Here is a 17,939-nt window from a genome sequence, read left to right as displayed (position 1 = left end):
CGACATCTGGAACACTGTCGACCGTGACGCGTGACACGGCGGATGCCGGTGCGGTGACGGCCGGGATCTCGACGTCGGAGCACCGTTCCTACCGCCGAACCCTCGCCGCGCTGACGCTGCTCGTGGCAGTGTGGACGTTCCTGTGGGCGGTCGTCACGCCGGCGTTCCGGTCGCCGGACGAGCAGAACCACGTGAACAGCGTGCTGCGCGTCGCCTACGGTGGGGGCTGGCCCCCGCCAGGCGGTGCCCGGTTCTCGCCGGTCATCGAGCAGGCGGTCGAGGAGGCGGCGTACCCGGCCGACCTTCCGGGCCGCTACACGGTGCGCGACGACGTACGGCAGTTCGTCGACGTCGTGCCCATCCCGCGCGAGGACAGGGCGCGTATCACGCCGGAGAACGCGCTGCCTCCGCCGGGCTCCGACGCCGAGATCGACCAGATGACCCAGCACCCGCCGTTGTACTACGCGATCGGCGCCGCATGGTTGCACGTGACCGGGACGGCCGACGGGCGCTGGGACGAGGCGATGCTCGCGCTGCGGGTGCTCGACGCGCTGCTCTTCGCGGCCACCGTGCCGCTGGCCGCCGCGTCCGCCCTCCGGCTGACCGGGTCGCGCTCGGCCGCGCTGCTCGCGGCCCCGTTGCCCATGCTGGTGCCGCAGGTGGGCCACATCATGGGCGCGGTCAACAACGACGCCCTGGTCGTCCCCGCGTGCGCCCTCGTGACCTACCTCGCGGTGCGCGTGGTGACGGGCGACCTGCGCCCGCGCACGGCCGTCGTGCTGGGCGCGGCGCTCGGCGTCGGCCTCCTCGCCAAGGTCATGGTCGCGTTCGCGATCCCGACGGTGGTGGCCGCGTACGCCCTGGCGCCCCGTCAACCGTGGCGTGCGCGCGCCGTCGGGTGCGCCCTGTCGCTGCTCGTTGCTCTCGTCGTCGGCGGCTGGTGGTGGGTGCGCAACGTCCTCACGCTCGGGGTGGTCCAGCCCGCCGGCCGTGCACGGGACCTCACGCTGCTCGCGCAGGTCCCCGACGACGAGGCCTTCCCGCTGGCGGTCGGACGCATCGCCCAGTCGTTCTTCGGACAGCTCGGGTGGCTCGAGGTCCGGCTCGACGGCGACTTCGTCGTGCTCGGGTCCACGCTGCTCGTCGCGGCAGGAGCGGTCGTCCTCACCGTGCCGGGCGCGCGGCGCGCCGCAGCCGCGCTCCTCCTCATGCCCCTGGCGCTCGCGTCGGGGGTCCTGTACAACGCGCTCGACTACCACGCGGAGACGGGCGTCCTCGTGGCGCTCCAGGGCCGGTACGTGTTCGGCGCGCTCGCCGCTCTCGCGGTCGTGGCCGCGGTCGCCGTGTGGCAGGTCCTCGGCCGGTCCTCGCGCCGGTGCGCGGTCGCCGTGCCGGTCGCCGCGCTGGTGTCGCTGCTCGTGGCCGTCGTCGGCCTGTGGTGGGGACTGGAGACGATGTACAGGGGCTCGGGGGAGAGCGCGGGCGACGCGGTGGACCGGTGGCTCGCCTGGAGCCCGCTCACGGGCGGCCAGGTGGCCGTCGTGCTCGCGGTGGGCGCGCTCGCCGGTCTCGCCGCGTCGGTTGCGGTCGTGCGGTGGAGCGTCGTCGCCGCACGGTCGGTCCGGTCCGCCGCGACGGACGGCGGGACCGGGTCGTGACCACACCGGGCAAGCACCGGGTGACGAGACCGCGCCGCCCCTAGGGTGCATGGCATGGTGACCGCGCCGGCTCTGCCCCCGCTCACGTTGTACGGCAGTCTCCGATGGGAGGTCGTCAGACGCGCCATGCCCGCTCCTCCGGCGCGCGTGCTGGAGATCGGCTGCGGTCAGGGCGCGGTCGGCGTGCGTCTCGCGGCCGCCGGGTACGACTGGACCGGCGTCGAGCTCGACGGGACGAGCGCGCAGGTCGCCAGGCAGCGGCTCGAGCACGCCGGCGTCCCGGGGCAGGTGGTGCACGGGTCGGTCGAGGGCCTGATGGGCGCCGACGGGTTCGACGTCGTGTGCGCGTTCGAGGTCCTCGAGCACATCGAGGACGACCGGGCGGCGCTCGCCGCGTGGGTCGACCGGCTGCGCCCCGGGGGGCTGCTCCTCATCTCCACGCCCGCGTGGCAGGACCGGTACGGGCCCATGGACCGGGCGGTCGGTCACTTCCGGCGCTACGACCCTCCGAGCCTCGGTGCGCTGCTCGGGGACGCGGGGCTCGTCGACGTCGGCCAGCGCCTCTACGGGATGCCTCTGGGGTACGTGCTCGAGGTCGTGCGGAACCAGATCGCCCGGCACCGGCTGGAGTCCGACGGCGCGTCCGTCACGGACCGGACCGCGCGCAGCGGGCGCCTCTTCCAGCCGTCCACGCCTCTCGCCGGCCTCGTGACGCGCGCCGGGACGTGGCCGTTCCGGAAGCTGCAGCGGGCGTTCCCCCGGACGGGGACGGGTCTGGTCGTCTGGGGCCGCCGGCCCGCCGCCGAGCTCTGAGGCGCGGCCCGGTCAGGCGGTCTCGCGCCCGGACGAGGTCGGTGCGTGCCCGGAGAGGCGGGCCCACCGGCCTCGGAGCTCGGGGCGGTGGTCGACGAACGCGACCCCGAACAGGAACGCCACGACGAGGCTCATCATCGCGATCTCGCCGCCGTCCTCGAGGAGCGTCACGTACGGGTCCAGGGCCGGGGTGGACACCGCCGCGTGGAGGTAGTCGATGATCACGCCGCACGCGAAGAGAGCCGCTGCGAGCGCCACGAGGACCGCGGAGAGGGCCCGTGGGAGGCCACGCGTGCGCAGGTGGAGAACCAGCACGACGATGCCGACGGCCGCCGCGACGCCGGCCAGCCACACGAGCTCGCCCACGTACGGCGGGAAGCCGAACCGCCCGCCGAGCAGCGCACCGCGCGCTCGTGCACGGTGAACCAGTCGTCCACGAAGAGGTAGGTGAACGCGACGGCCCAGCCGGCCAGGAGGAGCGACCTCGTCCGTGCGGCGAGCAGGACCAGCAGCGCCGTCGTCCAGATCGTCATGATCATGAAGAAGACCTCGCCGAAGCCGCGCTCCTGGCCCAGGTTGAAGCCCGGGTCCCCGGGCCTGCCCACGACGGTGTGGCCGAGGTGCGCCGCGGCGAGCACCGCGACGACGGACAGGCACATGACCAGGAGCCCGGCGGCGGGCCCGCGTCGCACGCCGAGGACCTCGGCGGCTCGACGTGCGATCCTCACTGTGCGCTCCCCGGACGTTCGGTGCACGGACAGCCGAACGCTACGGCGCGTTCATGAGGCGAAGATGAGAAGCGGGGCGGCGTGTGCGTCAGCGAGTGACGCGCTCGCTCTCCAGGAGCCGCTCGCGCCGGCCCGCGTCCGCGCGGAGCTCGGCGGCGGTCTCGGCCCCGAGAAGCACCGCGGACCCGTCGGCGGCCCACACGTCGAGCAGCTCGCGCAGCACGACGGTGGCGGGGCGGTCGCCCTCGACCAGCACGCGTGCGCCCTGCGCCCCCGCGGACGCGCGGGTGAGCAGCTCGCCGTGGACCACCGGCTCGCCCCCGGGCGCCTCGAGCGCCGCGGCCCCGAGATCGGGCTCGGGCGCCCACGCGACGACGTCGCCGTAGGTCATGACGGCCGCGGCGGCGTCGATCGCGCCGGGCGGCAGGTCGCCGTCGAAGCGGCGCGCGAGCGCCGGCAGGGCGACGGCGACCAGCTCCGCGCGCGAACCGGCCCACGACCCGGGACGCGCGGACACGACGACGTCGCCCGACCCCTCGGCCGGACCCTGCGGGTCCGCGACGACGACGGTCGCGCCGCAGGCCCAGGAGCCGAGCGACCAGAGCACTCCCCGCCAGTGCACGGGAAGATCGAGAATCACCCGGGTGCCCGGTCCGGCGTCGAACTCCTCGACGAGGAGATTCACCGTCTTGCTCACCCAGTTCTGCAGGACGGCACCGGAGAGCTCGACGCGTTCCCCCTGTGGTCCGTACCACGTCAGACGAGGGCGCCCCGGCTCTCTGACCAGGAGGTTCATGAGATCGGTCACCGTGCGCGGCGCTCGGGATGCAAAGTTCACGACTTCAGGGTATAGGCCCGAGAAGACGGATTCTCCGACGGGGTGAAACGGTGTGAATGGCCCGTGGAGATCGGCACCGCTAGCACATTTCGGCTTGACGGACTCGAAAGACACGCGTGTAATTCCAGGTATGCAGTTTCCCTGAGGACGGCATGGAGGGGCACGCCATGTGGAACTTGCTGGATGGGGACGAGGGGGCCTTCCCGTCTGACGCGGCACGTGAGCCGGAGCGCGTGGCGGCGGTGCTGCCGCTGTTCGGGCAGCCGGTCGAGGACGAGACTCTCCTGGGGTGGCAGGAACGAGCCCTGTGCGCCCAGACCGACCCGGAGGCCTTCTTCCCGGAGAAGGGCGGGTCCACGCGCGAGGCCAAGAAGGTGTGCGCCTCCTGCGAGGTCCGGGCCGAGTGCCTGGACTACGCGCTGGCGAACGACGAGCGCTTCGGCATCTGGGGCGGCCTGTCGGAGCGGGAGCGGCGCAAGCTCAAGCGTCGCGCCGTCTGACGGTCGCCGACACGCGCTGACCCGAGATCCCACGCACCCGGCGGGTCGCCACGCATCATGGCGGGCAGGATGACTGCTGCCGACACGACCCAGGTGCACCCGACGCGGGGCGGGGCCGCGCGCGACGACGCGGCCCTCGACGTCGTGTCGGCCGTGACCGGCGCGCTGCCCGTCCGCGTGACCGTGACGGCCGTCGTGGTCACGCGGGGGAACAGCCCGTTCCTCGCCGCGACGCTCGAGGCGGTCGCCGCCCAGTCCCGCGTGCCCGACGACGTCGTGGTCGTCGACGTCGACGCGTCGCGCTCGACCGGTCTGCACACCGACCTCACGCTCGGCGGCGCCCGGTACGTCGCGGCGGGCGGGTCCCGCAGCTTCGGCACCGCGGTCGACGCCGCGCTCGCCGCGGTCGGCGGGCCCGAGGACGGCTGGCTCTGGCTCCTCCACGACGACTCGGCGCCCGCCCCCGACGCGCTCGCCCGGCTGCTGCGCGCCGTCGAGCACTCGGGCGCGGTCGCCGTCGCCGGGTGCAAGCAGCGCAGCTGGCCGGTCGACGGCGCCGGCCGCCCTCTCGAGCCTGGCGACGGCACGGGCCTGCTCGCCGAGGTCGGGTACACGGTCTCGCCGCTCGGCCGGCGCATGACGGGCATCGACAGGACCGAGATCGACCAGGGGCAGCACGACGCGCGCGAGGACGTCCTCGCGGTCGGCCTCGCGGGCGCGCTCGTGCGCCGGGCCGTGTGGGACGCCCTCGGCGGGACCGACCCCGAGGTCGGGCCGTTCGGCGACAGCCTGGACCTGTGCCGGCGGGCGCGGCTCGCGGGGCACCGCGTCGTCGTCGTGCCCGAGGCCGTGGTGCACCACGCCCAGGCGTCGCTGCTCGGGCTGCGCGAGCGCCCCGGGGCGCGGTCGCGCGGGCTGCACGCCTCCGAGTACGCGCGCCGGCGCGCCCAGCTCTACCAGCGCCTCGTCTTCGCCCCGCTGCCCCTCGTGCCGGTGCTCGTGCTCGCGATGGTGGTGTGGGCGCCGTTCGCGGCGATGTACCGGCTCGCGCTCAAGCGGCCCGCCCAGGCACGGGACGAGCTCGTCGCGCCGCTCGCGACCGTGCTGCGGGTCGTGCCTCTCGCGCGCGCCCGACGGCAGGCCGCGCGGACGGCGACGTGCCCGCGGCGCGTCCTGCGGCCGCTGCTCGGGACGTGGCGCGAGGTCGTGGCCGAGCGTCGCGACCGCCGCCTCTCGCGCGCGGAGGCGTACCGCAACCGGTGGTCGCCGAGCGAGCTCGAGCGCGCGGAGCTGCGTCGGCTGGCGCACGCCCGGCGGACCGCGCTCGCGCTCGTCGTGCTCGCCGTGGTGGCGCTCGCCGTCGTGCTGTTCGGGTCGTGGCAGGGCGTGCTCGCGGCCGGCGGGCGCGTCGTCGGGGGAGCGCTGCTGCCGGCCCCCGGCACGCTCGGCGACCTCGCCGACGCCGCGACGTCGGGATGGGTGCGCGACGGGCTCGGGGCCGCCGCACCCGCCGACCCCCTGCTGCTCCCGCTCACGGCCCTGACCGCGCTCGTCGGCGGGTCGGTGCAGACCGCGGTGAACGCGCTCGTGGTCGCCGCCCTGCCGCTCGCCCCGCTGGGGGGCTGGTTTCGCGCCCGGACGGTCACGCGCTTCGCCGTGGCCCCCGCGGCGGCCGCGGCTTGCGTGGGGCCGCCCGCCCGGCGTCCTCGCGGGGCTCGGCAGCGGCCGGCTCGGCGCCGTCGTCGCGCACCTCGCGCTGCCGTGGGTCCTCGTCGCGCTCCTGCGCGCCGTCGGCGCGCACGCCCGGGACGTCGTCGACCTGCCGGAGCTGCGCACCGACCCGCGCTCTGGCGAGCAGGTGCCGACCGCGCTCGCGCTGCGTGCGACCGAGCAGCGCCGCGGCTCGCTCGGCGCCCTCGGTGCCGCAGGCCTGCTGCTCGCCGTCGCGGTGTGCGGGGCCCCCGTGCTCCTGCCGCTCGCCGTCGTGGTGCTGCTCGCGTCCGCGCTCGTCGTCCGACGTCACCGCCGCTACCTGCTCGTCGCGCCGCTGCCGGCGCTCGCCGTCGGGGCCCCGTTCTGGGTGCACGTCGCGTCGACGTGGTCCGACGGCGGCTGGCGGCTCCTGCTCGCCGAGCCGGGCGCGCCGCAGGTGCCCGTGGGCTCGCCCGACGGCCTCGAGCTCCTCGTGGGCCTGCCCGGCGACGCCGCCGGGACCGGTGGCTGGTTCGCGCGGTGGCTCGGTGACGCAGGCGGCCTCGCGGGGCTCGTCGGTGCCTACGGGCCGTGGCTCCCGGGCGCCTTCGTGCTCGTCCTCGCGACCGTCGCGCTGCTGCGTGCCCGCGGCGCCGGCGGCGTGCGGCTCGCCTGGTTCGGCGCGGCGCTCGGCCTGGCTGCGGCGATCCTCGCGGTCGCCACGACGGTCGCCGGCGCGCCCGGGCCCGACGGCGAGCCTGCACCGGTGACCGGCTGGCCGGGCGCCGGCCAGTCCGTCCTCCTGCTCGGGCTCGGCGCCGCGGCGCTGCACGCCGTCGACCGGTCGCACCGGCGTCCCGACGTCGTCGACCCGCACGCCGCCGACCCGCACGCGGAGGCGCGGACGCCCGCCGACGGCGACGCCGAGCCCGCGTGGCCGGTCCGGCTGCGGGGGGCCGCGTGGGGTGCGCTCGCCGCGACCGCCCTCCTGCTGCCCGCCGCGACCGCGACGTCGTGGGCGCTGCACGCCACGTCGGGCGAGCAGGGCCGGGTGGCCGCGCTGCGGGCCGAGGCCGAGCCGCTCGTCCCCGCCGTAGGGCAGCAGGTCCAGGCGCCCCCGCGCGCGGCCACGGTGCTGCAGCTCGACCGGGGCGACGACGCCGTCGTGGGCTACACGCTCCTGCACGCCGACGGGTCGCGGCTCCAGGACTCCTCGACCGTCGTGCACGCGCGCGCGGCGGGGCTCCTCGCGGCTCCCGACCGGCCCGCGACCGGCCTGCTCCGGGCCGTCGTGGCCGACCTCGTGGTCGGCACCGCGCCCGACCTGGCCGAGCGGCTCGCGCAGCTCGGCGTCGGTGCGGTGCAGGTCCCGCCCGGCGGCGACCCCGAGCTCGTCACCACGCTCGACCTCGTCAGCGGCCTCACGCGCGTGACCGAGGACGGCGCGCGCGTGTGGCGCGTGCAGCCCGACGGTCCGCCGTCGGGGTGGGCGACCGTCCTGAGCGCGGCGCCGACGCCGGACGCCCCGCACGACGCGGTCGCCACGCTCGCCGCGGACGGCGTCGAGGCCAGGGGCCGGCTGGACCCCGAGGGCCCCGAGGGGCGCACGCTCGTGCTCGCCGCCGCGGCCGACGCCGGCTGGACCGCCACCGTCGACGGGCGCCGGGCCCCGGCGGTCGAGGCGGGCGGGCTCCAGGCGTTCGCGGTCGGACCGGACGGCGGCCGCGTCCACGTCTGGTACGACTCGCCGCACCGCGGCGCGTGGCTCACGGGCGCCGGCGTCGTCGTGCTCGTGTTCGCGCTGCTGGCGCTGCCGGTCGGCCGGCGCCGGGGGAGGGTCGCATGAGCCGCGAGGGACGCAGCACGACGGGCACGAGCCGCGTCGCCGTGCGCCGGACGCTGCGCGTCGCGGGCGTGACCGTCACGGGCGTGGCCGCCGCCGGCGCGCTCGCCGCCGTCGCGACGCTGGGTGGCCAGTGGGCGCAGGGGTGGACGGGCGACGCGTCGCGCGCGGTCGCGGCGCAGACGCAGGCCGTGGCCGTGGCACCGGCCGAGGAGGCGTACGTCTGCCCGGGGCCCGTGCGCCTCCCCGACGGCGCGGACGTCGGCGACGAGCAGTTCTCGGCGGCCCCCGTGGCCACCGCGACCCGCCTCGCGGCCGGCGTCCTCGGTGCCACCGGGACGCCTCTCGCGACCGGCCTGGCCGGGGGAGGCGTCCAGGGCGACCAGCCCGCCGAGCTCACCGGTTCGGGCGCCGCCGTCCTGCGGTCCGCGGTCGAGGGCGCGTCCGTGCTGCACGCGCAGCCGACCGCGCGGGACCCGTTCCGGGCGGCCGGGACGGTCGCCGCGACCACGACGGACGGCGACCTGCGAGGTCTCGCCGCGGCCCGGTGCACGGCTCCGTCGACCTCCCACTGGCTCGTGGGCGGGAGCACCCGGGTCGGTGCGAGCGCGCAGCTCACCGTGCACAACCCGAGCCCGCGCCCGGCGAGCGTGACCCTGACCGTGCACGGGCCGGGCGGCCTCGTCGCGCTGGGCGGCCGCGGTTCGTTCGTCGTGGCCCCGGGCGAGCAGGTCACCTCGCGCCTCGAGGCGCTCGCCCCCGAGCAGGGCAGGATCGCCGTGCACGTGCGCTCGGCCGGCGCGCGCGTGACGGCCGCGCTCCAGGCGCACGGGATCGACGGGCTCGTGCCCGCGGGGACCGACCTCGTCGCCCCGGGCGCCGCGCCCGCCGGGACGCTCGCCGTCGCCGGCATCACGAGCGCCGGCGAGGCCGTCGACGACCCCCACGCACCGCGCCTGCGCCTGCTCGCGCCGGGCGAGCAGGCCGGGACGGCGCGCCTGAGTCTCTACGGGCCCGGGGGGCGCGTGACCCTGCGGGGCGCCGAGGAGGTCACGCTGGAGGCCGGCGTGGTCACCGACGTGCCGCTCGGAGGCCTCCCCGAGGGCGTGTACACGGTGGTCGTCGACGCCGACGTGCCGGTCGTCGGCGCGGGGGTCTCGGAGACCCCGGGCGCGCTGCCCGAGGACTCGGTCCTCGCGGGCACGCCGTACGACGTCGCGTGGGCGGCCGGGCAGCCGCTCGCCGAGGCGTCGACCGGGCCCGACGGCGCCCCGGTCGCCCCGCCTGACGCGCTGGGCCAGCTCGCGCTGCCCGAGGGCGTGGGTGCGACGCTCGTCCTGCAGGCGGTGCCGCGCGAGCGCGACCCGGACACCGACCCGTCGGGGACCACCACGGTGACCGTGCGGGCGTACGGCACGGACGGCGCCGAGGCGGCCGCGACGGAGGTCGAGCTCGTCGCCGGGACGACGCGGGCCCTGCCGGTCGCGGAGCTCGCCGGCGAGGAGCAGCCCGTCCTGGTGACGGTCGACCGCACCGGCGGCGACCCGCTCGGCGTCGTGTGGGCCGCGACGCTCGTCACGGACGACGGCACGCCGACCGCCGGCACGCTGCGCTCCGTCGTCGTGCCGACCGGTGCGCAGGCCACGCCGGGCGACGTGGCCGTGCGCGAGGTCGACGCCGGCCGGTGAGGCGTCAGCGTCCCTCGTAGTGGGGGTCGATCTCCTCGGGGCTGCGGGCGAGGAGCGCCGCGACCTGCTCGACGACGACGTCGCGCACCAGGTCGGCGAGGTCCTCGAGGTCGGCGGCACGGACCTCGCACGGGCGCCGGTACACCACGACGCGCGGCGGCTGGCCCGCCTCGGCCGGGAAGCACCGGCCGAGCGGGACGCCGCCGGTCTCCCACGGCGCCGGGTCCGAGGGCGGCACGTCCTCGACCGCGAACTCGGTGCGGGACAGCTGGTCGGTCCACCGGCGCTGCAGCACGTCGACCGCGTCGAGCACGAGGTCGTCGAACCGTTCGGCGCGGGTGCGGTGCGCGGGCATGCCGGGCGGCAGGAGCGGCCCCCGGATCCCGCGCCCCCGCCGGTCGCGGCGCCGGAGCGGGACCGCGCCGTCGGGCTGCTGCGGCAGGGGCTCGAAGGGGCCGGACGGGACGGCGCCCGCGGGCCGCGTCCGGCGCTGCCGGGAGTGCGGGCGGCGGCCGGAACCGGGGCCCGGGTCGCGCGAGCCGAAGAGTGCCACGGAGCGAGCGTAACCACCGACCGCGCCGACCGGCAGGTCACGGCCAGGTCACGACCGGCGTGCCTTCGCCCCGCGTCACCGCCGGGGCGTACGCTTCCCGCGTGAGATCGGTCAGGCAGTGCTCGCGCACGGCATGCACGCGTGCCGCCGTCGCGACGCTCACGTACGTGTACGCGGACTCGACGGCCGTGCTGGGTCCGCTGGCCCAGCGGGCCGAGCCGCACAGCTACGACCTGTGCGCGGACCACGCCGAGCGCCTGACCGCGCCGCGCGGCTGGGAGGTCGTGCGCCTCACGCCGCAGTTCGAGGAGTCGGGTCCGACCAAGGACGACCTGTCGGCGCTGGCCGAGGCCGTGCGCGAGGCCGGCCGCGCGCGCCAGGCCGCGCAGCCCGAGCCGCCGTCGGTCACGGAGACCGCGCGCCGCGGTCACCTGCGCGTGCTGCGCGAGGCCGAGTAGCCCGCCGTCCTCTCTTGCCGCTGTGGGCGTGATTTCTGGCCCGTATTGTTCTTTTTGACCTGGTTCTCGAGACCAGAAATCACGCCCACAACTCCTGACAAGCGTCACGGCACCCAGGCGCACACGACGTGGCCCGCGCCCACGACCTCGAGCGCCCCGGCGGCGTCGGGGACGAAGCACGAGTCGCCGTGCTTCAGCGGGTGCTCGGTGCCGTCCTGCGACACGAGCGTGGGCGCGCCCTCGAGGGAGAGCACGATGCGCGGCCCCTCGGGGTGCAGCGCCGCGGACTCGCCGTCGGCGAGGTCGGCGAGCGTGAGCGCGAACTCGCGCACGGGCGAGCGATAGCTCACCACGTGACCCGGGCCCTCGCTGACGTCCACGTCCGGCGCGGTCGGGGGGCGGGGCTGGAACGACGCGCACTCGAGCAGCGCCGCGGTGTCGACGCGCTTGGACGTCAGGCCCGCACGGAGCACGTTGTCGGAGCTGGCCATGACCTCGATCCCCAGGCCGCCCACGTAGGCGTGGACCTCGCCGGGCGGCAGGAAGAGCGCCTGCCCCGGCTCGAGCGTCACGCGGTTGAGCAGCAGCGAGGCGATCGCGCCCGGGTCGCCCGGGTGCTGCTCGGCGAGGAGGAGCACGGTCGCGTCGGCCCGCTCGGTCGGCGAGCCCGCGGCATGCCTGGCTCGCACGGACTCGACCGCGGCGGCGACGTCGGCGCGGCAGTCCGCGCGTCCCCGCGCCGCGACGAGGAGCGAGAACGCCTCGCGGACGCCGGTGGTCGACCGGCTGCCGCGCAGCGCCTCGCGGACGGCGTCGACGAGCCGGCCCTCGAGACCGTCGATCAGGGCGAGCGCCGCGCGCGGCGGGCGCATCCCGGCGAGTGCGTCGAACTCGGTGAGCGCCACGACCATCTCGGGCTTGTGCTGGTCGTCGTGGAAGGAGCGCAGCGGCGAGCCGGCCGGGAGGCCCTCGAGGTTCTCGCGGATGAAGCCGGCCCGCGCCGCGTGGGGCCGGGGGTGCACCTGTAGGGAGAGCGCGCGGTCGGCCGCGAGCACCTTGAGCAGGTACGGCAGACGGGGGCCGAACTCGTCCGCGACGCGGCGCCCGAGCATCCGGTCGGGGTCGCGCCGGACGAGCTCGAGCAGCGAGTCCGACGCGTCGGGCGCACCCGGCGGGCGCACGCGCGACGGGGCGCTCGGGTGGGCGCCGAGCCAGAGCTCGGCGGCGGGCAGGCCGTCGGGGCTCGACCCGAGCAGCTCGTGGATCCGCGTGGGCGAGCCCCAGTCGTAGTGCTGGATCGTGTTCTCCAGCGGGTAGAGCTCGGCCACGGGCCCAGCCTTTCACACCGGCCCGCCCCGCCGGTGCACGCCGGGGCGCCGGCGCCGCCGCGTACGCTGTGGCCCGTGACGATCGACCTCGCGAGCATCATCAAGGCGTACGACGTGCGCGGCACGGTCCCGGACCAGCTCTCGCCCGCGGTGGCCGAGGCCATCGGTGCGGCGTTCGCGCGCGTGGTCGCGCTGCCGGAGGGCGCGACGACGGTGGTCGTGGGCCGGGACATGCGTGAGTCGGGGCCGGCTCTGGTCGAGGCGTTCGCGGCCGGCGTCACGGCGGCGGGACTGGACGTGGTCGACGTCGGCCTGTGCTCCACGGACGGTCTCTACTTCGCCTCGGGTCGGTTCGAGGCGCCGGGGGCGATGTTCACCGCGTCGCACAACCCGGCCGCGTACAACGGGATCAAGCTGTGCCGCGCGGGCGCTCGCCCGGTCGGGCAGGACACGGGCCTGGCCGAGGTCCGTGCGCTCGCGCAGGAGATCCTGGACGGCGCGACCACCCCCGAGCCCGCGACGACGCCGGGCCGCGTGACCGCGCGCGACGTGCTCGCGGACTACGCCGGCTTCCTGCGCGACCTGGTCGACCTGTCGGGTGTGCGGCCGCTGCGCGTCGTGGTCGACGCCGGCAACGGCATGGGAGGGCACACGGTGCCCGCGGTGCTCGGCACCGCAGCGGGCCTGCCCGCGCTGCCGCTCGAGGTGGTGCCGCTGTACTTCGAGCTCGACGGCTCGTTCCCCAACCACGAGGCGAACCCGCTCGAGCCGGCGAACCTGCGCGACCTGCAGGCCGCGGTCGTCGAGCACGGGGCGGACGTCGGGCTCGCGTTCGACGGCGACGCGGACCGCTGCTTCGTCGTCGACGAGCGCGGCGAGCCCGTCTCGCCGTCGGCCATCACCGCGCTGGTCGGGCTGCGCGAGGTCGCCAAGGAGCTCGCGGCCGGGCGCCAGCCCACCGTGATCCACAACCTCATCACGTCACGGGCGGTGCCGGACCTGCTCGAGTGCGCCGGCGCGCGCACGGTGCGCACCCGCGTCGGGCACTCCTTCATCAAGGCACGGATGGCCGAGCACGACGCCGTGTTCGGCGGCGAGCACTCGGCGCACTACTACTTCCGCGACTTCTGGTTCGCGGACACCGGGATGCTCGCCGCGATGCACGTGCTGGCCGCGCTGGGCTCGCAGCCGCACCCGCTGTCCGCGCTGGCCGAGATGTACTCGCCGTACGTCGCGTCGGGCGAGATCAACTCGACCGTGGCCGACGCCGCGGCCGCGACGGCGCGCGTGCGCCAGGCGTACGCGAGCGCCTACCCGGGCGCCGAGGTCGACGAGCTCGACGGCCTGACCGTCGCGCACTGGGACGCCCACCCGCAGTGGTGGTTCAACCTGCGCGCGTCCAACACCGAGCCGCTGCTGCGGCTCAACGTCGAGGCCGCCGACGAGGACATCATGATCAAGGTGCGCGACGACGTCCTGTCGCTCGTGCGCGAGGAGGGCAGGACGGCATGAGCAGGATCGAGATCGACCCCTGGGTGCGCGGCGTCCTGCGCTGCCCGGTCACGGGGGCGGAGCTGGTGGACGCGGTCGGCCCCGACGGCAGCCCCGAGCTGCACTCGACCGACCGCGAGCGCCCGCTGGCCTACCCGGTGCGCGACGGCATCCCCGTGCTGCTGCCGGACGAGGCACGCCCGCTCTGAGGCGTCAGGCGCCGAGCGCGGACAGGAGTGCGGCCCGCACGGTCGCGACGGCGTCGGGCACGTCGGTGACGGACGTGTCGACGACGACGTCGGCGTCGTCGGGCGCCTCGTAGGGCGAGGAGATGCCGGTGAAGTCGGGGATCTCGCCGCGGCGCGCCCTGGCGTACAGGCCCTTGCGGTCGCGGGCCTCGCACACCTCGAGCGGCGTGCTCACGTGCACGAGGACGAAGGCCGCCCCGGCCGCCTCGGCGAGCTCGCGCACGCGGGCGCGTCCGGAGGCGAAGGGCGCGATGGGTGCCGCGAGCGCGATGCCACCGTGGCGGGCGACGAGCGAGGCGACGTAGCCGATGCGCTCGACGTTGAGCTCGCGTGACGCGCGGTCGAAGCCGAGCCCCTTGGACAGGTGGTGGCGCACCTCGTCGCCGTCGAGCAGCGTCGTGTGGAGGCCCTCGTCGTCGAGCTCGGCGGCGAGCGCGCGCGCCACGGTCGACTTGCCGGAGCCGGACAGGCCCGTGAGCAGCACGACGGCGCCGCGGCGGCTCGCCGCGGTCGCGGCCCGGACGACCTCGCGCGCGACGGGCTCGGGGTAGAGGGCGGCGACCTCGTCGGTCCACAGCGTGGCCAGGCGGGCGACGCGGTCGCGGGTGGCGGCGTCGCGGTGGTCCGCGAGGCGCGTGGCTCGGGTGGCGCCGTAGCGGGCGGCGACGCCGTCCCGGTCGAGCGCGCCAGCCGCACCTACCCCGCCGGCCGCCGGCCACGGCACGACGACGACGTGCGCGGTCACGTCGAGACGGTCTGCCAGCGCCTGCGCGGCCCGCACGAGCGCGGGCGCGCCGACAGCGCCGGGCCTGGGGGTGTGCCGCGCCGCGGGCACGAGGAGCAGCACCGCGTCGGCCCCGGCCACGACGGCGGGCAGGGCGCCCGCCTCCGCCCGGGTGGGCGGTTCGTCGACGACCACCGCGACGACGTCGCGCGCCGCGGCCAGGCCGGCGCGGACGTCGTCGGCAGGGCGGCGCAGCGCGGGTTCCCAGTGCGGGCCGGCCGCGCGGGCGAGGGGCTTGACCGGCCGCGCACCGCCGTCGTCGAGCACCGCGAGCGGGGTGTTCTCGGCGTCGGTGAGCGTGACGGGCCCGCCGTCGTGCCCGAGCAGCCGCGCGGCGGGTAGGGGAGAGCCGCCGCCGAGCGCGAGCTCGAGCAGGTCGAGCTCGTCGGGCGACAGGACGCGGGTCGCGGTCGGCAGGCTCATGGCCGGTCCTGGCCGACGGCGAGCGTGGGCTCGGGGGCGGGTTCGTCGGGCGGCGGCGCGGCCGCGGCGAGGCGGCGCTTGACGACCATCCACACGACGTTGCCCACCACGAGCGCGGCGACGGCCGCGGCGACGACGACGGGCAGCGGCGCGCCGAGGAGCTTGAGGCCGGACGCGAGCAGGAGGATCGCGAGCGCCCGCCGGATGAGGCCGCCCGGTGCCCGGCTCGACACGTGCGCGCCGAACCAGGCGCCGGGGATCGCGCCGACCAGGAGCGACGTCGTCAGGGCGAGCGAGAAGTCGCCGTACAGCAGGTGGCCGAGCGACGCGGCGGCGACGAGCGGCACGGCCTGCACGAGGTCGGTGCCGACGAGCTGCGACGCCTTGAGCGCGGGGTAGAGCAGCAGGAGCACGACGATGACGACGGAGCCGGACCCGACCGACGTCATGCCCACGAGCAGGCCTGCGGCCACGCCGAGCAGCAGCGTCGGCAGCGGGCGGACGACGACGTCGGGGCTGCTCGGCCGGGCGGGACCCTCGCCGAACGCCGACCGGTGCCGGCGCATGCCGAGGACCGACCGGACGACGAGCCCGGCCGCGGCGAGGAGCAGCGCGCCGCCGAGCACGGCCTTGAGCGCCTCGTCGAGCGAGTCGCCGAACGGCAGCGCGCGGATGAGCAGCGCGCCGGAGAACGCTGCGGGGACCGAGCCGAGGCACAGCCACAGGACGAGCCGGAGGTTCACGGTGCGCCGCCGCAGGTGGACGATCGCGCCCGCCGGCTTCATGAAGAGGCTCGCGACGATGTCGCTCGAGACGGCCGTCAACGGGTCGACACGGAAGACGAAGACGAGCATCGGGGTCATGAGCGCGCCACCGCCCATGCCCGTCAGCCCGACGACGAAGCCCACGAGCAACCCGCCCACGACCAGGGGCAGGTCGAGGCTCATCGCGCGGTCCGCCCCCGCCCGCGGGTGCCGGCGACACGACAACACGCGCCGCCGTACGGCGTCGCGTGTCTCGGTCGGTGGTGCACCCTGCGGGTCGGCATGGTGGCGATGCTAGCCTCGCCCGGAACCTGTCCACTCTGTGGGACCAGTAAATGGACACCCCGGATCGAGGAGCCGATGAGCCGCCAGAGCCCGCCGCCGCCCGACGCGTCGCACGACGACGCGTCGCTCGCGGTCGCGCTCGCGCGCAGCGCGGGCCGGGTCCTGCTCGGCCTGCGCGACGACGCCGGGCGGACCGGGCTCGCGGGCCGTGCGCTGCGCGACGCCGGCGACGCCGCCGCGCAGGCGTGGCTCGCCGCGGCGCTCGGGCACGCCCGCCCGGGCGACGCGGTGCTCTCCGAGGAGGCCGCCGACGACCCGGCGCGGCTGCTGGCGGACCGCGTGTGGATCGTCGACCCGCTCGACGGCACGCGCGAGTTCGCCGAGCGCACGCCCGACGGCGGCTGGCGGGACGACTTCGCGGTGCACATCGCGCTGTGGGAGCGCGGGGCGGGCCTGTCGGCCGGTGCGGTGGCGCTGCCCGCGCGCGGCGTCGTGCACGGCACGGTCGGAGCCGGCCCGCAGCAGCCCGCGGACGACGTCGACCACGTCGACCACGTCGACGACGTCCTCGCGGGGCGCCGGCCGCTGCGCCTGGCCGCGAGCCGCAGTCGCCCGCCCGCGTTCGTCACCGCGCTCGCCGCGCGGGGCGACGTCGAGCTCGTTCCGATGGGGTCGGCCGGCGTGAAGGTCGCCGCCGTCGTCGAGGGTACGGTCGACGCCTACGTCCACGCCGGCGGGCAGTACGAGTGGGACTCGGCCGCGCCCGTCGCCGTGGCGTCGGCGGCCGGGCTCGTGTGCACGAGGCTCGACGGCTCGCCGCTCGAGTACAACCGACCCGACCCGTGGCTCCCCGACCTGTTCGTGTGCCACCCGGCCCTGGCGCCGCACCTGCGTGCGGCGCTGTCCCAGACCGGTCCGAGAAGCAAGGAAGGTGCCCAGCCGTGACGACTCACGTCCTGAGCCAGCTACGCAACCTCGAGGCGGAGAGCATCCACATCTTCCGCGAGGTCGTCGCGGAGATGGAGCGCCCCTGTCTGCTCTTCTCGGGCGGCAAGGACTCGATCGTGATGCTCCACCTCGCGGCCAAGGCGTTCGCGCCGGCGCGCATCCCGTTCCCGGTGATGCACGTCGACACGGGGCTGAACTTCCGGACCGTGCTCGACTGCCGCGACCGGTGGGTCGAGCGGCTCGGGGTCCAGCTCGTCGTCGCCTCGGTCCAGGAGGCGATCGACCGCGGGCTCGTGCGCCCCGAGCCCAACGGCTCGCGCAACCGCATCCAGACGCCCGTCCTGCTCGAGGCCCTCGAGAAGAACGGGTTCGACGCGGCGTTCGGCGGCGGCCGCCGCGACGAGGAGAAGGCGCGCGCCAAGGAGCGCGTGTTCTCCTTCCGCGACGAGTTCGGCCAGTGGGACCCGAAGAACCAGCGGCCCGAGATCTGGAACCTCTACAACGGCCGCGTCCACCAGGGCGAGTCGATCCGCGTGTTCCCGCTGTCGAACTGGACCGAGCTCGACATCTGGTCCTACATCGAGGCCGAGAACATCGACATCCCCGACCTGTACCTGGCGCGCGAGCGGGAGGTCGTGGGCCGCGGCGGGATGCTCTACGAGGTCAACGAGTTCACGCCGCTGCGCGACGGTGAGACGTCCGAGGTCCGCTCGGTGCGGTACCGCACGGTGGGCGACGCGAATCTCACGGCGTGCGTCGAGTCCACCGCCTCGACGCTGCGCGAGATCGTCGAGGAGATCGCGGCCGTGCGCCTCACCGAGCGCGGCGCGACCCGCGGCGACGACCGCGTGAGCGAGGCCGCCATGGAGGACCGGAAGCGAGAGGGCTACTTCTAGA

The 17,939-nt window shown here is 76.4% G+C and carries 17 protein-coding genes; 10 read left to right on the top strand and 7 right to left on the bottom strand.

Annotation, left to right across the window (positions count from 1 at the left end):
* Positions 1-23: 23 nt before the first annotated feature.
* Positions 24-1,658 (top strand): DUF2142 domain-containing protein, encoded by a 1,635-nt coding sequence (locus ISOVA_RS12035; RefSeq protein WP_143762125.1) that lies wholly within the window; start codon positions 24-26, stop codon positions 1,656-1,658.
* 126 nt (positions 1,659-1,784) lie between these two features.
* Complete coding sequence (locus ISOVA_RS12030) at positions 1,785-2,471, top strand: class I SAM-dependent methyltransferase (protein WP_233275889.1); 687 nt, start codon at positions 1,785-1,787, stop codon at positions 2,469-2,471.
* Positions 2,472-2,483: 12 nt separating this feature from the next.
* On the opposite strand, the gene ISOVA_RS12025 is transcribed toward ISOVA_RS12030, so the two are convergent.
* From ISOVA_RS12025 to ISOVA_RS12015, 3 genes are all read right to left on the bottom strand, one after another.
* The gene (locus tag ISOVA_RS12025; protein ID WP_041294875.1) at positions 2,484-2,696 is read right to left on the bottom strand and encodes a hypothetical protein; all 213 of its coding nucleotides are present in this window, start codon (positions 2,694-2,696) and stop codon (positions 2,484-2,486) included.
* Positions 2,693-3,199: a hypothetical protein gene (locus ISOVA_RS12020; protein WP_143762124.1), complete on the bottom strand. Its 507-nt coding sequence runs from the start codon at positions 3,197-3,199 to the stop codon at positions 2,693-2,695. The genes ISOVA_RS12025 and ISOVA_RS12020 overlap by 4 nt, the downstream gene beginning before the upstream one ends.
* 88 nt (positions 3,200-3,287) lie before the next feature.
* Positions 3,288-3,995, bottom strand: coding sequence for a TIGR03089 family protein (locus ISOVA_RS12015; protein WP_013839495.1), 708 nt, complete (start codon positions 3,993-3,995; stop codon positions 3,288-3,290).
* 209 nt (positions 3,996-4,204) lie between these two features.
* Here ISOVA_RS12015 and ISOVA_RS17525 point away from each other — a divergent pair, with 209 nt between their 5' ends.
* The 3 genes from ISOVA_RS17525 (at position 4,205) to ISOVA_RS16825 (ending at position 9,760) form a co-directional block, all read left to right on the top strand.
* The gene (locus ISOVA_RS17525) at positions 4,205-4,537 is read left to right on the top strand and encodes a WhiB family transcriptional regulator (RefSeq protein ID WP_013839494.1); all 333 of its coding nucleotides are present in this window, start codon (positions 4,205-4,207) and stop codon (positions 4,535-4,537) included.
* Between the two features lie 69 nt (positions 4,538-4,606).
* The gene (locus tag ISOVA_RS15635; protein WP_186004548.1) at positions 4,607-6,781 is read left to right on the top strand and encodes a glycosyltransferase; all 2,175 of its coding nucleotides are present in this window, start codon (positions 4,607-4,609) and stop codon (positions 6,779-6,781) included.
* 1,290 nt (positions 6,782-8,071) lie between these two features.
* Positions 8,072-9,760, top strand: a complete 1,689-nt coding sequence (locus tag ISOVA_RS16825; protein ID WP_013839493.1) for a DUF5719 family protein — start codon at positions 8,072-8,074, stop codon at positions 9,758-9,760.
* 4 nt (positions 9,761-9,764) lie between these two features.
* Here the strand turns inward: ISOVA_RS16825 and ISOVA_RS17520 are convergent, their stop codons facing one another.
* The gene (locus tag ISOVA_RS17520; protein ID WP_013839492.1) at positions 9,765-10,313 is read right to left on the bottom strand and encodes a metallopeptidase family protein; all 549 of its coding nucleotides are present in this window, start codon (positions 10,311-10,313) and stop codon (positions 9,765-9,767) included.
* A 101-nt stretch (positions 10,314-10,414) separates the two neighbouring features.
* On the opposite strand from ISOVA_RS17520, the gene ISOVA_RS11990 reads away from it, so the two are divergent.
* Positions 10,415-10,771, top strand: coding sequence for a DUF3499 domain-containing protein (locus ISOVA_RS11990; protein WP_041295429.1), 357 nt, complete (start codon positions 10,415-10,417; stop codon positions 10,769-10,771).
* Between the two features lie 104 nt (positions 10,772-10,875).
* Here the strand turns inward: ISOVA_RS11990 and manA are convergent, their stop codons facing one another.
* Positions 10,876-12,099, bottom strand: a complete 1,224-nt coding sequence (manA, locus tag ISOVA_RS11985) for a mannose-6-phosphate isomerase, class I (protein ID WP_013839490.1) — start codon at positions 12,097-12,099, stop codon at positions 10,876-10,878.
* A 75-nt stretch (positions 12,100-12,174) separates the two neighbouring features.
* On the opposite strand from manA, the gene ISOVA_RS11980 reads away from it, so the two are divergent.
* Together ISOVA_RS11980 and ISOVA_RS11975 are read left to right on the top strand one after the other, a co-directional pair.
* Positions 12,175-13,611 carry a phosphomannomutase/phosphoglucomutase gene (locus ISOVA_RS11980; protein WP_013839489.1) on the top strand — a complete coding sequence of 479 codons (1,437 nt, stop codon included), beginning with the start codon at positions 12,175-12,177 and terminating at the stop codon, positions 13,609-13,611.
* Positions 13,608-13,799 carry a Trm112 family protein gene (locus ISOVA_RS11975; protein ID WP_013839488.1) on the top strand — a complete coding sequence of 64 codons (192 nt, stop codon included), beginning with the start codon at positions 13,608-13,610 and terminating at the stop codon, positions 13,797-13,799. The genes ISOVA_RS11980 and ISOVA_RS11975 overlap by 4 nt, the downstream gene beginning before the upstream one ends.
* Before the next feature lie 4 nt (positions 13,800-13,803).
* On the opposite strand, the gene cysC is transcribed toward ISOVA_RS11975, so the two are convergent.
* A complete protein-coding gene (gene cysC, locus ISOVA_RS11970; RefSeq protein WP_013839487.1) occupies positions 13,804-15,045 on the bottom strand; it encodes an adenylyl-sulfate kinase in 1,242 nt (413 codons plus the stop codon).
* Positions 15,042-15,992 carry a sulfite exporter TauE/SafE family protein gene (locus ISOVA_RS11965; protein WP_013839486.1) on the bottom strand — a complete coding sequence of 317 codons (951 nt, stop codon included), beginning with the start codon at positions 15,990-15,992 and terminating at the stop codon, positions 15,042-15,044. The genes cysC and ISOVA_RS11965 overlap by 4 nt, the downstream gene beginning before the upstream one ends.
* A gap of 177 nt (positions 15,993-16,169) precedes the next feature.
* On the opposite strand from ISOVA_RS11965, the gene ISOVA_RS11960 reads away from it, so the two are divergent.
* Positions 16,170-17,039: a 3'(2'),5'-bisphosphate nucleotidase CysQ gene (locus ISOVA_RS11960; RefSeq protein ID WP_013839485.1), complete on the top strand. Its 870-nt coding sequence runs from the start codon at positions 16,170-16,172 to the stop codon at positions 17,037-17,039.
* Positions 17,036-17,938, top strand: a complete 903-nt coding sequence (gene cysD, locus ISOVA_RS11955; protein ID WP_013839484.1) for a sulfate adenylyltransferase subunit CysD — start codon at positions 17,036-17,038, stop codon at positions 17,936-17,938. The genes ISOVA_RS11960 and cysD overlap by 4 nt, the downstream gene beginning before the upstream one ends.
* The last annotated feature ends 1 nt before the right edge of the window (position 17,939 follow it).

Origin of the sequence: Isoptericola variabilis 225 (genome assembly GCF_000215105.1) — a bacterium.
Lineage (GTDB): Bacteria > Actinomycetota > Actinomycetes > Actinomycetales > Cellulomonadaceae > Isoptericola > Isoptericola variabilis_A.
Note: the sequence above shows the minus strand (reverse complement) of the source record. Positions and strands in the feature narration are given on the sequence as shown.

Coding starts and splice junctions, on each gene's coding strand:
- ISOVA_RS12015 (WP_013839495.1), bottom strand. CDS start 3,995: ATGAACCTCCTGGTCAGAGAGCCGGGGCGCCCTCGTCTGACGTGGTAC.
- cysC (WP_013839487.1), bottom strand. CDS start 15,045: ATGAGCCTGCCGACCGCGACCCGCGTCCTGTCGCCCGACGAGCTCGAC.
- ISOVA_RS11960 (WP_013839485.1), top strand. CDS start 16,170: ATGAGCCGCCAGAGCCCGCCGCCGCCCGACGCGTCGCACGACGACGCG.
- ISOVA_RS12030 (WP_233275889.1), top strand. CDS start 1,785: ATGCCCGCTCCTCCGGCGCGCGTGCTGGAGATCGGCTGCGGTCAGGGC.
- ISOVA_RS11965 (WP_013839486.1), bottom strand. CDS start 15,992: ATGAGCCTCGACCTGCCCCTGGTCGTGGGCGGGTTGCTCGTGGGCTTC.
- ISOVA_RS15635 (WP_186004548.1), top strand. CDS start 4,607: ATGACTGCTGCCGACACGACCCAGGTGCACCCGACGCGGGGCGGGGCC.
- ISOVA_RS11975 (WP_013839488.1), top strand. CDS start 13,608: ATGAGCAGGATCGAGATCGACCCCTGGGTGCGCGGCGTCCTGCGCTGC.
- ISOVA_RS16825 (WP_013839493.1), top strand. CDS start 8,072: ATGAGCCGCGAGGGACGCAGCACGACGGGCACGAGCCGCGTCGCCGTG.
- ISOVA_RS17525 (WP_013839494.1), top strand. CDS start 4,205: ATGTGGAACTTGCTGGATGGGGACGAGGGGGCCTTCCCGTCTGACGCG.